Annotated in this window: 9 protein-coding genes and 3 rRNA genes; 5 read left to right on the forward strand and 7 right to left on the reverse strand. The window is 46.8% G+C overall.

What is annotated here, in order from left to right; translation table 11 throughout:
- Positions 1-55 precede the first annotated feature (55 nt).
- Positions 56-1051: an adenosine deaminase gene (gene add / locus HQQ92_RS22220; protein WP_173248460.1), complete on the reverse strand. Its 996-nt coding sequence runs from the start codon at positions 1049-1051 to the stop codon at positions 56-58.
- Positions 1052-1261: 210 nt separating this feature from the next.
- Here add and HQQ92_RS22225 point away from each other — a divergent pair, with 210 nt between their 5' ends.
- Together HQQ92_RS22225 and HQQ92_RS22230 are read left to right on the forward strand one after the other, a co-directional pair.
- Positions 1262-3073 carry a DUF885 family protein gene (locus tag HQQ92_RS22225; RefSeq protein ID WP_173248462.1) on the forward strand — a complete coding sequence of 604 codons (1812 nt, stop codon included), beginning with the start codon at positions 1262-1264 and terminating at the stop codon, positions 3071-3073.
- A gap of 95 nt (positions 3074-3168) precedes the next feature.
- Positions 3169-4152 (forward strand): alpha/beta fold hydrolase, encoded by a 984-nt coding sequence (locus HQQ92_RS22230; RefSeq protein ID WP_105250768.1) that lies wholly within the window; start codon positions 3169-3171, stop codon positions 4150-4152.
- On the opposite strand, the gene HQQ92_RS22235 is transcribed toward HQQ92_RS22230, so the two are convergent.
- The 5 genes from HQQ92_RS22235 to ccoG form a co-directional block, all read right to left on the reverse strand.
- Positions 4109-6559, reverse strand: a complete 2451-nt coding sequence (locus HQQ92_RS22235; protein WP_173248464.1) for a GGDEF domain-containing phosphodiesterase — start codon at positions 6557-6559, stop codon at positions 4109-4111. The two genes, HQQ92_RS22230 and HQQ92_RS22235, sit on opposite strands and share 44 nt — an antisense overlap.
- Positions 6560-6858: 299 nt before the next feature.
- A 5S ribosomal RNA gene (gene rrf, locus HQQ92_RS22240) occupies positions 6859-6974 on the reverse strand.
- A 189-nt stretch (positions 6975-7163) separates the two neighbouring features.
- Positions 7164-10072, reverse strand: a 23S ribosomal RNA gene (locus tag HQQ92_RS22245).
- Between the two features lie 363 nt (positions 10073-10435).
- Positions 10436-11981 (reverse strand): 16S ribosomal RNA (locus HQQ92_RS22250).
- Together the 16S, 23S and 5S rRNA genes form the textbook arrangement of a ribosomal RNA operon.
- A 599-nt stretch (positions 11982-12580) precedes the next feature.
- The gene (gene ccoG / locus HQQ92_RS22255; protein WP_105250769.1) at positions 12581-14008 is read right to left on the reverse strand and encodes a cytochrome c oxidase accessory protein CcoG; all 1428 of its coding nucleotides are present in this window, start codon (positions 14006-14008) and stop codon (positions 12581-12583) included.
- 91 nt (positions 14009-14099) lie between these two features.
- On the opposite strand from ccoG, the gene HQQ92_RS22260 reads away from it, so the two are divergent.
- From HQQ92_RS22260 to HQQ92_RS22270, 3 genes are all read left to right on the forward strand, one after another.
- Positions 14100-14450, forward strand: coding sequence for a hypothetical protein (locus HQQ92_RS22260; RefSeq protein WP_173248466.1), 351 nt, complete (start codon positions 14100-14102; stop codon positions 14448-14450).
- Between the two features lie 124 nt (positions 14451-14574).
- On the forward strand, positions 14575-15480 hold the full coding sequence (locus HQQ92_RS22265) for a 1,4-dihydroxy-2-naphthoyl-CoA synthase (RefSeq protein ID WP_113941423.1): 906 nt from the start codon (positions 14575-14577) through the stop codon (positions 15478-15480).
- 183 nt (positions 15481-15663) lie between these two features.
- Positions 15664-15867 (forward strand): DUF2061 domain-containing protein, encoded by a 204-nt coding sequence (locus tag HQQ92_RS22270; RefSeq protein ID WP_105250772.1) that lies wholly within the window; start codon positions 15664-15666, stop codon positions 15865-15867.
- 108 nt (positions 15868-15975) lie between these two features.
- Here the strand turns inward: HQQ92_RS22270 and glmS are convergent, their stop codons facing one another.
- Positions 15976-17805, reverse strand: a complete 1830-nt coding sequence (gene glmS / locus HQQ92_RS22275) for a glutamine--fructose-6-phosphate transaminase (isomerizing) (protein ID WP_105250786.1) — start codon at positions 17803-17805, stop codon at positions 15976-15978.
- Positions 17806-17829 lie beyond the last annotated feature (24 nt).

Consider the following 17829-nt stretch of genomic DNA (forward strand, 5'->3'; position numbering starts at 1 on the left):
CTCTAGAGTCGGATTTTTTATTTATAGCTATTTTTATTAATGACTCAGAGCTTAGTTATGCCTTAGCGGCATACAGCGCTTTACGCTCACTATCGGATAAAAATGCCATTTCAACGCCGTTACGTTGCACCTGCGCTAACTCAGCATCGGTTAACTTGAGTTCAGATTTGGCGATACGATACTCATGCTTAATATCGATAGCGCTCACACCGGGATCATCGGTATTTAGGCTTATCAACACGCCTGCATCCATAAAGGTTCTGAATGGATGCTCAGCGTAAGAAGCCACAGTAGAAGTATGCAAGTTACTGGTTGGGCAAGATTCGATGCCAATACGGTGCTTAGCAAGATATTCCATCAGCTTAGGATCGTGAATCGCGTTCACCCCATGACCAATTCGAGTTGCGCCAAGTTCTTGAATCGCTTGCCACATACTTTGTGAACCCGCAGCTTCACCGGCGTGAGCCGTAATCGCCAGGTCAGCATCACGAACACGTTTAAAGTGATCGTTAAATAACTCGCCAGGGAAGCCCATTTCATCGCCGGCTAAGTCCATAGCCACGAGATGTTGTTTATGGGCGAGTAAGCCTTCAAGTTCTTGAGTACAAGCAGCTTGACCAAATGAACGTGACATAATGCCAATCAAATTGATCTTCACGTTATAGTCTTTTAAGCCCGCTTTAACGCCGTCAACTACCGCCTCAACTACGCCTTCAATCGGTAACTTATGGTTCATCGCCATATAGTAAGGACTAAAACGTAACTCAGCGTAATCTAAGCCAGATAACGCCGCATCGGCAACGTTTTCATAGGCGACGCGTTTAACCGCATCCAAATCTGCGAGTACGGCAACCATCCAATCGAGCTTCTTTAAGAAGGCGACTAAGCTAGTTTCTTTCCCCTGAATTTGCACAAAAGGTGCGAGCGTCTCTAAAGAATCGGCAGGTAGCGCAATGCCGTGTTGGTGTCCTAGTTCCCAAATGGTATTTACCCGCACATTACCGTCTAGGTGACGATGCAGATCCACCAATGGAATGGATGTATCAATCATATTTAACCCCTATTTGAACTACCCAGCCAATGCTTTTGTTATTTGGTCGCGGGCGGACACTAAGTTTAACACGCATTTTCGGGGGCATTTATGCGCCAAACGCATTTAAATTCACATTCAGTCACAATTCTGCTTAATATCCATACAAGGAACGGCCGCATTCATCAGGCATAATGACTTCAATAACAACGAAAATATCAGAGATCTAACATGCATAAACTCTTAACCCCCAGTTTATTGATATGCGCATTAGGCGCCTGCAGTGCCACTCAAACCACAAAAAATATTCAAACCCCATCGGCACAGGCAATATCAGCAGCACAATCGCAAGTTGAGCCAATCGCTCCCGCGCTGCAGGCGATTATCGACCAAAGCTGGCAATTACAACTCAGTGCGAGTCCTGAAATGGCTTACAGCATGGGCGATGCCAGTGCCGCAGGAAAATTAGCGGATCTCTCGCCAGCCGCGCTCGCAAAGCTTAATCAAGGTCAAATCGCAGTACTAGCGCAGCTCAAAGCACTCGACCGCAGCAGCTTGAGTAAAGAAGATAAGATTAACGCCCAAATACTGGAAGAGCAGATCCAAAACGATGTCGACCTATATCGTTTCAAGGATTATTACCTGCCCATTACGGCGGAAAGCGGCTTCCACGCTTATATCACGTCAATCGCACAGGGAAGATTCAACACCCTTGAGGATTACCGCAACTATATTGCCAAACTCAATACACTCCCGACCTATTTCGCCCAGCAAACCCACTGGCTAAAACAAGGATTAGCCGAGGGAATAACGCCGCCAAAAGTGACACTCAATGGCTTTGAAGACAGTATCAGTGCTTATATCGTCCCTGTTGAAAAGAGCAGTTATTTCAAACCTTTTACTCAATATCCCAGCTATTTCACTGAGGCACAAAAAACTCAGCTGACCCAAGAAGGCCGCGCTTTAGTTGAGCAAAAAGTTCTACCTCTGTACCAAAACTTTTATGATTTCATGACTAAAGAGTACATTCCCAATGCACGGGAAAATATCGCGGCCAGTAGCTTACCTAACGGCGCAGAATTTTATGAGAATAGGGTACGTTACTATACGACCTTGAATATGACGTCGGCAGAAGTGCATGAGCTGGGCTTAAAAGAAGTTAAGCGTATCCGCCAAGAGATGGAGCAAATCATCAAGTCCGTAGGCTTTAAAGGCAGCTTTGCCGACTTCTTACATTTCCTGCGGACCGATCCTCAGTTCTACACCACCAGTGCCGAGCAGTTACTCAAAGAAGCGGCATTTATTGCCAAAAAAGCCGATGCCATGCTGCCTAAATACTTCGGCAAACTTCCTCGTAAACCCTATGGCATAGCGCCAGTGCCCGCCGAAATTGCACCGAAATACACCACTGGGCGATATTCAGGATCGAACAGCGATGATGAACCCGGTTACTACTGGGTCAACACTTATGCATTGGATAAGCGCCCACTCTACGAGCTAGAAGCCTTAACCTTGCACGAAGCCGTACCTGGTCATCATCTGCAAATATCACTCAACTCTGAGCTAACCTCACTCCCAGATTTCCGTCGTTATGGCTATATATCTGCCTTTGGTGAAGGATGGGGGTTATATTGCGAATATTTAGGTTTAGAAGCGGGTTTCTACCAAGATCCATATAGTAACTTTGGGCGCTTAACCTATGAAATGTGGCGCGCGGCCCGTTTAGTCGTAGATACTGGCATGCACGCCCAAGGATGGAGTCGTCAACAAGCCATCGACTTTATGGCCAGCAATACCGCACTATCACTGCACAATGTCACTACCGAAATTGACCGCTATATTTCGTGGCCAGGACAAGCCTTGTCCTACAAGATTGGTGAGTTAACAATCAAACGATTACGTGCCAAGGCAGAACAGGAGCTCGGCGACAAATTTGATATTCGTGCCTTCCACGATGCTGTGCTCGAAAATGGCTCGGTACCTATGTCGATCCTCGAACAGCAAATCAATGATTTTATTGAAGCGAAAAAGGTGGCACGCTAAGTTAATGAAATTCATGGGAGTCGGTATTTTCAGACTCCCATGGTTGTCTGTTACACTCTAACAAACCATTCAAGCCAAATGATTTGCGACTGAGTATGAGCCAAGCCAAAGCGACATTTTCGACTGAACACGATTTAAATACCTCAGAGCAACAAGCCTTCTGGCAAAGCGTTGTTCAAGACACGCTAGCCTCTGCCGACGGCGTCACGCTGGCCTATATGATGGTCAAACATCCCCAAGCGCATACCGCAATCGTTCTCAGCAGTGGCCGAGTCGAGTCCTATTTAAAGTATCAAGAATTGGTCTTCGACTTATACCAACAAGGTTACTCTGTTTATGCCATAGATCACCGTGGCCAAGGGCTATCGGATCGTATGACAATCAATCCACACATGGGCCATGTGCGAAGATTCAATGATTATATTGATGATTTTGCACTATTTATGCAGAAGATAGTGTTACCACAAAACGACAAACAACTCATGCTACTTGGCCATTCAATGGGTGGCGCGATTGGCACTTTGTATCTCAAACAGCATCCCGATATTTTTACCGCCGCGGCATTTTCAGCGCCCATGTATGGCATTAAATTACCTATGCCAAAAGCGTTCGTGCGCTGGTTAGCCAGTAAACTCGATACCACACTCAATGGCGGCGAGCCTAATTATGTACTTGCAGGACAAAACTATAAACCTGTTCCGTTCAAAGGGAATGAGCTAACTCACAGCCAAACCCGATACCAAGCCTACCGAGAATTGTATGATGCTGCCCCTAAGTTACAACTCGGTTCACCCACTAACCGTTGGTTGACTGAATCTTTAGATGCGGCAGATACTTGCGTACTGGCAACGGCACAAATTCGCACTCCGATACTGATACTGCAAGCGAGTGAAGATAAGATTGTTGATAATGCGGCCCAGAATCTCGCCGTGAGTACCCATTGCCAATTGAAAGTAATCGCTGGGGCTGCCCATGAGATTTTTATGGAAAAAGACGCCTGCCGAAACCAAGCCTTAAACTATGCTCTCGACTTCTTTAAACGCTACGCAATAAAGGACGAGGACAAACAAGCTGGATAAAGTCCGCTTGGTTTAAGGCTCGACTGAATAAATAGCCTTGATAGCCATCACAGCCAAGTTCAACAAAAGCTTGATATTGTTGGGATGATTCGACACCTTTGGCGACAACGCTCAAATTGAATTGCCGCGCAGAGGTAATAAGTACATTCACTTTTGTTGGCATTGTGGTTAATGAATCAATACAACTCATATCCAATTTAACCGCAACTAATGGCTGATTCGCTAAGCAGCTCAAGGCACTCGAGCCCGAACCGAAATGATCGAGGATGATGCCTACACCTGCTTCAACTAACTTAGAGACACGCTCATCCACAAACTGTGGTTGCATTAAAAATGCGGCCTCATTGAGCTCAATACCCAGTTGATTAGCACCAATACCATGCTCCTTAACCAACCCAACGAATGTATCAACAAAATCTGCCTGACCAAATGAGAATGCACTGATATTGAGAGTCAAAGGAGGCAAACTCCTTCCTTGAGCCCGCGATTTCTGAATAAACAGACACACCCGCTTAGCCACCCAAAGATCAAGCTCAGCAATAATTCCCCCTTGTTCTGCTAACGCCACAAATTCAGCTGGCGGAATAAACTCTCCATCAGCACGATACCAACGCGTGAGCACTTCAGCCGAGACAAGTTCACTGGTCGCATTGATCACAGGCTGGAACATTAACGTTAAGCTATCTTGTTGTAATGCGGTTTGTAATTCCTGTTGCAACAGCTCATCACGGCTCTGGCGAAAGTCCATTTCAGCATGGTAAAAAGCGCACCCAGCTTGACCTGCTTGCTTAGATCTTAACGTTGCTAACTCGGCACGACGCATCACTAAAGCGGGATCTAAGGTTTCTATACTATCGAGTAAACAGATTCCCACACACGCGCTCAGCTCAAAGTGATGATGACCGTAATGGAATGGTCGAGCAATCACTTGCCTTAACTCACTCGCAAGGGCTAAAGCACGACGAGCAGCGGCTGACGCATCTGCCGCTAAATCTTTAGCAAGCAAAACGAAATTACCAGACCCTAATCGACCGACCGTTATATTTTCAGTGAAATAACTCGATAAACGGGCCGCGATTTGCGTTAACAAGCGCTCTAATTCATGGGAATTTAAAGTGGCGACCAATCCTAAGCGATCCACCTCAACGAGCAGCAATGCTCCCCATTGCCCCGAACTATTACCTTGGGTTAAAAATTGCGATAAACGCCCCATAAAGACATCGGGCAACATCTTGCGACCGACAACAGATTGATCCACAAGCTCAGTAATTGCAGCATGGTTCTTCGCGCTTTCTGACACATCCATATGAATGCCTATCATGCGAGTCGGGCGGCCTTGGGGATCCCAATCAACTAACATACCGCGGTCTAACACCCACACATAATGGCCATCTCTATGCCGTAAGCGGTGAACACTTTCAAATTCTTTACTCTTTCCGCTAACGTATTCCTGCAAAGCATCTAACACAATCTGCTTATCATCGGGATGTAGCCGCGTCTCCCATGTCTGGAATACTCCAGCCAATTCATCAGGCGCATAACCAATCATCTCTTTCCAGCGATCAGAAAGAAAAACCTCCCCCGTACTGATGTCCCAATCCCAAATACCGTTACGCGAACCTTCCACAGCAAATAACCAACGCAATTCACTGTCATTCAGCTGTTTAACTGCCCGACTTAAACGCTCATGTGCCTGCTGCAAACTGGCTTGCAAAGATAAAACTTCAGATGAACTCCAAGGTATCGATGTCGAAAAGGAAGAAGTACCTACCTGCTTAGCTGCCTCGCTCAACATTTGGAATGGGCGGATCAGCAGGAAATATAAAATAAAGGTAAAGCCAATCAGCAATAATCCGCCAAGGCCCCAAACCCGCATAAAACGTTGCTGCAACTTAGCAGAAGCTTCGGCAACTAAAGGGGCTAAATCGGCTTCAAGATAAATCAAATCAACAGCCCCACCATACTGGGGAAGAACGGGATAATATGCTTGAATAGTTAAACGGTCGAGATTAACGAGGATCTGCGGAAGAAAAGCTTGAACCACAGAGCGGTGAAGATCTACATCATAACCATCGATGACTTGAGTCGCATTGCTATCACGCCACACAGTATGATTAGCAAAACGAATACGGCTTTCAGCATCAACCAAGATATACACCATAGTGCCCATATCCAGTGCAGCCAAGGAAACTTCCTGCTCAATCCGCTCCACATCCTGTAAAGCTTGCGCCGATTGAACCACATTCTGCATGCGGAACAACTGTTGCTTTATCAAAGCCGACTGTCGCTGCGCAAGTTCAGCCCTAACTTGGTCACTTTCGAACAGGTACTCACCTATGACCAACACTAAATATAGGGTCAGCATACAAAGAGGAAGCAGTACCGCGAGCGAAAGCTTACGAAGCATAGGCAACAGATGGCCGTTAACAAAAAAATTAATATTTTTGTATGCTAACGGGAAACTAACCACTAAGCAAAAGGACTTATCAAACTAAGCGAGATCTTCATGTAAATAATCAACTTAGAGTAGAAAAGTCTGAAATAAAGGAAGGAAAAAACGTAAAGAACTAGCAGAAGAACCAAAACTAAAATGAATAGAAAAATGCTAGATAGCATTGGTCTTTAAATGACAATTTAACAAATTGCATACGCAAAAAAGCCAGCTTATTCAGCTGGCTTGGTTACATCTCAATGAGATAATTAGGCGCTTGGCGATGACCTACTCTCACATGGGGAGACCCCACACTACCATCGGCGCGTTTGCGTTTCACTTCTGAGTTCGGGATGGGATCAGGTGGTTCCACAAGGCTATTGTCACCAAGCAAATTCTGTTTATTACCGTGTCCATCTCTGGCTCACGTTAATAATAATTCGGAAAGCTGATTTGCTTTGTTTGAGTTCAAACTTTATCAAGTATCTGTATTCTGTCTAAGGCTTTCGTACGACCTCCATGGAAGGAGGAAGTGCTAGAAAATGTCTGGAACATTTTCAGTAAAACCCATCTGGGTTGTATGGTTAAGCCTCTCGAGTCATTAGTACATGTTAGCTCAACGCCTCACAACGCTTACACACCATGCCTATCAACGTCCTAGTCTCGAACGGCTCTTTAGAGGAATTAAATTCCTAGGGATGACTCATCTTAGGGCTCGCTTCCCGCTTAGATGCTTTCAGCGGTTATCGATTCCGAACGTAGCTACCGGGCAATGCCATTGGCATGACAACCCGAACACCAGCGGTTCGTCCACTCCGGTCCTCTCGTACTAGGAGCAGCTCCCTTCAATCATCCAACGCCCACGGCAGATAGGGACCGAACTGTCTCACGACGTTCTGAACCCAGCTCGCGTACCACTTTAAATGGCGAACAGCCATACCCTTGGGACCGACTTCAGCCCCAGGATGTGATGAGCCGACATCGAGGTGCCAAACACCGCCGTCGATATGAACTCTTGGGCGGTATCAGCCTGTTATCCCCCGGAGTACCTTTTATCCGTTGAGCGATGGCCCTTCCATTCAGAACCACCGGATCACTATGACCTACTTTCGTACCTGCTCGACGTGTATGTCTCGCAGTTAAGCTGGCTTATGCCATTGCACTAACCGTACGATGTCCGACCGTACTTAGCCAACCTTCGTGCTCCTCCGTTACTCTTTGGGAGGAGACCGCCCCAGTCAAACTACCCACCAGGCACTGTCCCTAATCCCGATAAGGGACCTAGGTTAGAACATCAAAACTACAAGGGTGGTATTTCAAGGACGACTCCATCATGACTAGCGTCACAACTTCAAAGTCTCCCACCTATCCTACACATGTAGGTTCAATGTTCAGTGCCAAGCTATAGTAAAGGTTCACGGGGTCTTTCCGTCTAGCCGCGGGTATACGGCATCTTCACCGCAATTTCAACTTCACTGAGTCTCGGCTGGAGACAGCGTGGCCATCATTACGCCATTCGTGCAGGTCGGAACTTACCCGACAAGGAATTTCGCTACCTTAGGACCGTTATAGTTACGGCCGCCGTTTACCGGGGCTTCGATCATGAGCTTCTCTTGCGATAACCCAATCAATTAACCTTCCGGCACCGGGCAGGCGTCACACCGTATACTTCCTCTTGCGAGTTTGCACAGTGCTGTGTTTTTGATAAACAGTTGCAGCCACCTGGTATCTGCGACTCCCGTCAGCTTAGAGAGCAAGTCTCATCACCAACAGGAGCGTACCTTCTCCCGAAGTTACGGTACCATTTTGCCTAGTTCCTTCAGCCGAGTTCTCTCAAGCGCCTTGGTATTCTCTACCCGACCACCTGTGTCGGTTTGGGGTACGATTCCCACTAACCTGAAGCTTAGAAGATTTTCCCCGGAAGCATGGCATCAACTACTTCAGTCCCTTAGGACCTCGTCATCAGCTCTCAGTGTGTACATTAAAGTACGTGTCCCCCGGATTTGCCTAAGAACACCACCTACCACCTTAAACGCGGACTACCAACGCCGCGCTAGCCTAGCCTTCTCCGTCTCTCCATCGCAGTTAGCGGAAGTACAGAAATATTAATCTGTTTCCCATCGATTACGCCTTTCGGCCTCACCTTAGGGGTCGACTCACCCTGCCCCGATTAACGTTGGACAGGAACCCTTGGTCTTTCGGCGAGGGGGTTTTTCACCCCCTTTATCGTTACTCATGTCAGCATTCGCACTTCTGATACCTCCAGCGTGGGTTACCCCTTCACCTTCAACGGCTTACAGAACGCTCCTCTACCGCGCACAGTAAACTGTGCACCCGTAGCTTCGGTGACTAGCTTAGCCCCGTTACATCTTCCGCGCAGGCCGACTCGACTAGTGAGCTATTACGCTTTCTTTAAATGATGGCTGCTTCTAAGCCAACATCCTAGCTGTCTAAGCCTTCCCACATCGTTTCCCACTTAGCTAGTACTTTGGGACCTTAGCTGACGGTCTGGGTTGTTTCCCTTTTGACGACGGACGTTAGCACCCGCCGTCTGTCTCCCGAGTAGTACTCATTGGTATTCGGAGTTTGCAAAGGGTTGGTAAGTCGGGATGACCCCCTAGCCTTAACAGTGCTCTACCCCCAATGGTATTCGCTCGAGGCGCTACCTAAATAGCTTTCGAGGAGAACCAGATATCTCCCGGTTTGATTGGCCTTTCACCCCCCAGCCACAAGTCATCCGCTAATTTTTTCAACATTAGTCGGTTCGGTCCTCCAGTTGATGTTACTCAACCTTCAACCTGCCCATGGCTAGATCACCGGGTTTCGGGTCTACACCTTGCAACTAAACGCGCAGTTAACACTCGGTTTCCCTACGGCTCCGCTATTCGCTTAACCTCGCTACAAAATGTAAGTCGCTGACCCATTATACAAAAGGTACGCAGTCACGGTCTCAAGAACCGCTCCCACTGCTTGTACGTATACGGTTTCAGGTTCTATTTCACTCCCCTCACAGGGGTTCTTTTCGCCTTTCCCTCACGGTACTGGTTCACTATCGGTCAGTCAGGAGTATTTAGCCTTGGAGGATGGTCCCCCCCATATTCAAACAGGATGTCACGTGTCCCGCCTTACTCGTTTTCATCAATGGTTAGTTTTCATGTACGGGGCTATCACCCTGTGCCGCTGCGCTTTCCAACGCATTCCACTAACACCCCACTGACTTAAGGGCTAATCCCCGTTCGCTCGCCGCTACTAGGGGAATCTCGGTTGATTTCTTTTCCTAAGGGTACTTAGATGTTTCAGTTCCCCTCGTTCGCCTCGCAACACTATGTATTCATGTTGCGATAACAGCTTATGCTGCTGGGTTCCCCCATTCGGACATCGTTAGCTCAAATGCTTGTTACTAGCTCGCCAACGCTTTTCGCAAGTTACTACGTCCTTCATCGCCTCTGACTGCCAAGGCATCCACCGTATACGCTTAGTCGCTTAACCATACAACCCAAATGAGTTTCACTCACCTGAGTCGCATTGCGACCAGCTTGGTTTTACTTGTCTCACTTCTGACCAAAGAAGTGGACGCGCCTTAGACGTAAACTATTCAATAAAGAATAATTTACTTTTTGAATATTCAAGACACTTAATAAAGTGTTTGAGAACTCATGTTCAATGCTTTCGCATTAAACGTTTTGTAATTAATCACATGACAGACTCATGCAATTAAATACTATCAGCTTTCCAAATTGTTAAAGAACAATGCGTACCGGCTCGCGGCGCATTTAGCTCTGACTTCTCCTAAGAGAAGCTAAACAAGCAATCTGTGTGAACACTCAACAAACATTAAGTTAGTCGTATAGGTAAGGAGGTGATCCAGCCCCCGTGTTCCCCTAGGGCTACCTTGTTACGACTTCACCCCCAGTCATGAACCACAAAGTGGTGAGCGCCCCCCGAAGGTTAAGCTACCCACTTCTTTTGCAGCCCACTCCCATGGTGTGACGGGCGGTGTGTACAAGGCCCGGAACGTATTCACCGTGGCATTCTGATCCACGATTACTAGCGATTCCGACTTCATGGAGTCGAGTTGCAGACTCCAATCCGGACTACGACGAGCTTTGTGAGATTAGCTCCACCTCGCGGCTTTGCAACCCTCTGTACTCGCCATTGTAGCACGTGTGTAGCCCTACTCGTAAGGGCCATGATGACTTGACGTCGTCCCCACCTTCCTCCGGTTTATCACCGGCAGTCTCCCTAGAGTTCCCACCATTACGTGCTGGCAAATAAGGATAGGGGTTGCGCTCGTTGCGGGACTTAACCCAACATTTCACAACACGAGCTGACGACAGCCATGCAGCACCTGTCTCACGGTTCCCGAAGGCACTAAGCTATCTCTAGCGAATTCCGTGGATGTCAAGAGTAGGTAAGGTTCTTCGCGTTGCATCGAATTAAACCACATGCTCCACCGCTTGTGCGGGCCCCCCGTCAATTCATTTGAGTTTTAACCTTGCGGCCGTACTCCCCGGTGCGGTCTACTTAATGCGTTAGCTTGAGAGCCCAGTGTTCAAGACACCAAACTCCGAGTAGACATCGTTTACGGCGTGGACTACCGTGGGTATCTAATCCTGTTTGCTCCCCACGCTTTCGTGCATGAGCGTCAGTCTTTGTCCAGGGGGCCGCCTTCGCCACCGGTATTCCTCCAGATCTCTACGCATTTCACCGCTACACCTGGAATTCTACCCCCCTCTACAAGACTCTAGTTCGCCAGTTCGAAATGCTATTCCTAGGTTGAGCCCAGGGCTTTCACATCTCGCTTAACAAACCGCCTGCGCACGCTTTACGCCCAGTAATTCCGATTAACGCTCGGACCCTCCGTATTACCGCGGCTGCTGGCACGGAGTTAGCCGGTCCTTCTTCTGTAGGTAACGTCACAGATGAGCCGTATTAAGACTCACCTTTTCCTCCCTACTGAAAGTGCTTTACAACCCGAAGGCCTTCTTCACACACGCGGCATGGCTGCATCAGGGTTTCCCCCATTGTGCAATATTCCCCACTGCTGCCTCCCGTAGGAGTCTGGGCCGTGTCTCAGTCCCAGTGTGGCTGATCATCCTCTCAGAACAGCTAGGGATCGTCGCCTTGGTGAGCCATTACCTCACCAACTAGCTAATCCCACCTAGGTTCATCCAATCGCGGAAGGCCCGAAGGTCCCCTCCTTTCCCCCGTAGGGCGTATGCGGTATTAGCAGTCGTTTCCAACTGTTATCCCCCTCGACTGGGCAGATCCCTAGGCATTACTCACCCGTCCGCCGCTCGCCACCTCAGGAGTAAACTCCCTTGTGCTGCCGCTCGACTTGCATGTGTTAGGCCTGCCGCCAGCGTTCAATCTGAGCCATGATCAAACTCTTCAATTAAAGTTTTGTTGCTTCCGTCTTGCGACTTCAGCGGCTCAATGAATTCTGATTTTTTGTTTCTCGCTAAAAGAAACAAACTGTACATATTACTATGAACACTCATTGTTACATTGATTTAAATTTTTGACTGCCAACCCGAAGGTTAAGCAGTTTCGATTAACTCAACACCTGTGAGTGTCCACACAGATTTCTTGTTTTATCTTGTTAAAGAGCAACTCAATATTCGTAAGAGAACTTGAGTACCACACTGAGCGTTGAACGCTTCCAGTTGGCTAGGGCTGCGTATTCTACGCATTTCCCGTTTCGCGTCAAGGAGTTTTTTCAACTTCTTGCTGCGCTTGAATTAAGTGCTTAAAAGCGACTCAATTCAACCTAACTCGTCAGGCTGCTTAACGCCGTCTGCCGTGTCAGTGGATGCGCATTATAGGGAGATTAAGAAAGTCCGCAAGGGCTTTTTGTAGGAAAATAACGATTAATGGTTTAGACGTTTACTTATCAAACGATACGTATAAAAAAGGGGCTAAAAAGCCCCTTTATCTCGATTAAGTCTGACAATCTATATGAGTCACGCTCAGCTAGATCATCATAAATACTGTTATCTATGGACTAAAGAAGCGAGATTCTTGCTCAACTTCGACTTCTTCACCGTCGATATGAGTTTTCACTTTTATCTCGATATTAGTAACTGAACGAGACAGCTCAACCGGATCGATACCCACGCTAATAGGGAGAGTTAACACTTCACCACCCGCAATAGTGACCGAAGTTGGACCGTACCATTTATAGTTGTCTAATCCTTCGACACTCATAGTGTATTCGTGGGATTGCTCTGTCTTATTAAGAATCTTCAAGGTGAAGGTGTTTTCAATCAAACCTTGATTGTTCTCTCTATAGAGCTGGTTGCGGTCACGAATGATGTCCATACGCACAGGCGCTATGGTCGCACTGGAGTATATAAAGACTAATATCATCGCTATCAGTACCACGCCATAACCGACAAGTTTAGGTCGCAGCACTTTTTGCTTAATTCCTTCTAACTTGTTCTCGGTGGTATAACTGATAAGCCCTTTTTCATATCCCATACGATCCATGGTTTGATCGCAGGCATCGATACAAGCGCCGCAGTTAATACACTCATATTGCAGACCATTACGAATATCGATTCCCGTAGGACATACCTGCACACACAAGTCACAGTCGATACAGTCGCCAAGCCCTAGCTCTTTAGGGTCATCTTTGCGTGAGCGCGGACCACGAGTCTCACCACGTTTAGTATCGTAACCCACGATAAAAGTATTCTTATCGAACATGGCCGCTTGGAAACGAGCATAAGGGCACATGTGGATACACATGATTTCACGCATCCAACCCGCATTGCCGTATGTGGCAAGTGTAAAGAACACGACCCAGAAGTAGATACCGCCAGAAGCATTAAGCGTAAATACATCGACATAGACTTCACGACTTGGCACAAAATAGGACACAAAGGTCATCGCCGTCATCAGTGAGAGCAATAGCCAGGCCGTATGTTTTGCCGTTTTACGCCAAAGTTTGTCAAAGCTCCATGGCATTTGATCTAACTTAATGCGTTTATTGCGTGCGCCTTCAAGTTTTTCCTCGAACCAGATGAACATAAAGGTCCATACTGTTTGAGGGCAAGTGTATCCACACCAAACACGGCCAAGATAGGTAGTCACAAAAAACAGAGCGAAGGCAGCGATCATAAACAACGCTGCAAGCAAGGTGAGATCCTGCGGCCAAATCGTTAAACCGAAGACGTGAAACTTTTGTTCGCCCAAGTTAAACCATACGGCTTGACGGTCGCCCCAAGGGATCCAAGGTAAAAGCAGGAAAAATAACATGGCGATCCAGCCCATGCGGCGACGTACGCTACTCCACAAACCGTCTATGGCTCGGACATAAATCCGATTACGAGGATTAAAGCGATCGGCTTTACTCGCATCTGGCTGGTGAATCTTAATTCGATTGGTTTTCGAATAGTCCTTGTTGTTAGATTCTGAGTTCATCGTTACAGCCTTTTACTGCTTTAATATTGGACGAAAACTAGCTTATTATACCCATATTCTTAATGGTTATTCACTTATGTTGGACTAAAAGATGAAAGGTTGGATCATATTGGCGCTACTCGCGGGTGCTTTATATTACTTATACACAGAAACAGATAAATTAGATGTTCCTATTGCAAAGACTGAGGCGATGATCAAAGAAATAGAGAATAAAGTTGACTCTATGACAGGAACAAAAATTATTAAAATCGACCATAAACTGACTAAGGTAAGAACCGACATAATAGAACGTTTATCCTCATTAGAACTCGAAGCCTTCAATCAAATTCCAATGACACCCGAGTCTATTGCCGACTTTAAGGCTAACTATTGCGGTACTATGGCACCTCAACATCCAGTGTTTAGCAAAGATAATCAGCTTTATCTATGTGATCACCTCTAATCATTACAGACTCATAGGCAAACGGGATTTTGCTATATAGCGCTAAGGTTTAGACTTAGGTGATTGACCTTATATATGATTCCGCCTAGCCTTTGAGGCATTACAGCATAAAGGCCTATGAATCATGACCCAACAAGTATCAGACATTTTTGATCCCACCCTATGGGATGAAGTCAGTGGATTTCATTTCGACGATATTACTTACCACAGAGCCAAAGCGCACGGCACAGTACGCATTGCCATTAATCGCCCAGAGTGCCGCAACGCCTTCCGACCTAAAACCGTTGATGAATTATTTATCGCACTCGACCATGCACGCCAATGGTCTGATGTGGGTTGCGTACTGCTTACGGGTAACGGTCCTTCGGCAAAAGATGGTGGCTGGGCGTTCTGTTCGGGTGGCGATCAACGTATTCGCGGCAAAGATGGCTATAAATATGAAGGCGCCGAAGAAGGTAAGGCCGATCAAGCCAGAATGGGCCGCTTACATATATTAGAAGTACAACGCCTTATCCGCTTTATGCCTAAAGTGGTCATCGCCGTTGTGCCGGGCTGGGCGGTGGGTGGCGGCCATAGTTTACACGTAGTGTGCGACTTAACCTTAGCCTCGAAAGAACACGCAATATTTAAACAAACCGATCCCGATGTTGCGAGCTTCGACTCAGGTTATGGCAGTGCTTATCTCGCCAAAATGATAGGTCAAAAACGTGCCCGCGAAATCTTCTTCTGCGGATTTAACTACAGTGCTGATGAAGCCTTCGACATGGGTATGGTTAATAAATCCGTTCCCCATGCAGAGCTAGAAACCGAAGCATTAATGTGGGCGAAAGAGATTAACTCTAAATCACCTACGGCTATGCGTATGCTTAAATACGGCTTCAACATGACTGATGATGGTATGGTCGGTCAGCAATTATTTGCCGGTGAAGCGACGCGTTTAGCCTATGCGAGCGCCGAAGCACAGGAAGGACGCGATGCCTTCCTCGAAAAACGCGATCAAGATTTTTCAGCCTTCCCTTGGCACTACTAATTTTAGAATCGTATTAATTTACGTTTAAATACTCAAAGCCCTCCATCGTGAGGGCTTTATGTTTTTTACAACGGATAAATAGATAAAACCGTTTAAACTAATCTGAAAACACAGCTTTTAATTTTAATGAGAATTGTTATCATCTAGATATTCCCGATGGGAGCCTATTTAGAGGACAAGATCATGACTAAGACACTCACTTTTGCTGTACTACATTTTAGCGTCGCTTTTACCGTAACCTATTTATTAACTGGCAGCGTGGTCGTCGGTGGCGCAGTAGCCTTAGTAGAACCCGCGATTAACACTGTAGTGTTTTACTTCCATGACAAAGTGTGGAAACGCATTGAGGCAAAAAAGCAGCACGAGCTAGATGCCATTCCAGCATAGAAAGCTAAGCCACCAGCATTTGCTATTGCTGTAAGTTAATCGTCATTTTGTCGTGAATCTAAATGAAAAAACCGCCAATAAAGGCGGTTTTCATTTAAATACCTCTATTTATTCTACTGTTACAGATTTTGCCAAGTTACGTGGTTGATCCACGTCAGTACCTTTGATTAATGCAACATGGTACGACAATAGCTGTAAAGGAATAGTGTAGATCAGTGGCGCCATAAAGATGTCACAGTGTGGCACAGGGATCACTTTCATCGTGTCATCCGACTCGAACTCGGCATCCACATCGGCAAACACATACATTAAGCCGCCACGGGCACGCACTTCTTCAACATTCGATTTCAGTTTTTCGAGCAATTCATTGTTTGGCGCAACGACAATCACTGGCATATCGGCATCAATAAGCGCTAGTGGGCCGTGTTTTAATTCGCCAGAGGCATAAGCTTCAGCATGAATATAAGAAATCTCTTTCAGCTTTAACGCGCCTTCCATCGCAATCGGATATTGATCGCCACGGCCAAGGAATAATGCATGGTGTTTATCGGCAAAATCTTCAGCCAGTTCAGCAATCGCAGCATCTAAACCTAAAGCTTGTTCCACTTTTGCAGGCATAGATTGTAGGCTTTGAGTAATTTGGGCCTGCATTTGATCAGACATACCATTGTGGCGACCGATCACCGCAGTCAACATTAATAAGCCAGCAAGCTGAACTGTGAAAGCTTTAGTCGATGCCACGCCAATCTCTGCGCCTGCTTTCATCATGTAAGCCATGTCAGATTCGCGAACCAGTGATGAACCTGGCGCATTACAAATCGTCAATGTGGCTTTGTAACCCATTTCTTTCGCTAAACGCATGGCCGCTAAAGTATCGGCAGTTTCACCCGATTGTGAAATCGTCACCAACAGGCTATTTGGGAATAAGTGCGACTTGCGATAACGGAATTCAGAGGCAATTTCGACGTTACAAGACACGCCAGCCCAATCTTCTAACCAGTAACGTGCCGCCATGCCCGCATGGTAACTAGTACCACAGGCGATGATTTGCACATGTTTGATATCTTTTAAAAACTCAGCAGCGTTGTCACCAAAAGCCGTGTCTAGCACTTGCTTATTAGCAATACGACCTTCAATTGTGCGCGTCAGTGCCAATGGCTGCTCGTAAATTTCTTTAAGCATATAGTGGCGATATTCGCCTTTGTCACCGGCATCGTGGGTAATTTCAGATTCTTTTACTTCACGCTCAACAGCATTACCGTTTAAGTCGAAAATACTCACGCTGCGACGGGTCACTTCGGCCACATCACCTTCTTCGAGGAAAGCAAATGAGCGAGTGACGGGTAATAAGGCGAGTTGATCTGAAGCGACAAAGTTTTCACCTAGACCAAAACCAATCACCAATGGACTACCAGAGCGAGCAACAACCATACGTTCACTATCACGACGGTCGATAACGACTGTGCCATAGGCGCCTTCGAGTTGTTTAACCGTGGCTTGTACGGCACCAAGTAGAGTGTTATGGGTTTTCAGCTCATGGTGCACTAAGTGACAAATCACTTCGGTATCGGTATCTGAACTAAAGTTGTAACCTAAACCTTTAAGCATTTCGCGCAGTTTATTGTGGTTTTCGATAATACCGTTGTGCACCACGGCAATATCACCTTCCGATAAATGCGGATGAGCATTACGCTCACTCGGCTCACCGTGGGTCGCCCAACGAGTGTGCGCGATACCGGTTCCGCCTGCTAATGGGTCAGTTTCAAGCGCAGCCGACAACTCTTGTACTTTGCCAACGCGGCGCGTACGGTTGAGTTCACCATTGTGAATAACGGCAACGCCTGCGGAGTCATATCCGCGATATTCTAAACGGCGTAAGCCTTCTACCAGAATTTCAGCCACATCCCTTTGCGCCACGGCGCCTACGATTCCACACATAGTCTTTACCTATAAATTAAAATG

It is taken from the genome of Shewanella sp. DC2-4 (genome assembly GCF_013248875.1).
GTDB lineage: Bacteria > Pseudomonadota > Gammaproteobacteria > Enterobacterales > Shewanellaceae > Shewanella > Shewanella oncorhynchi.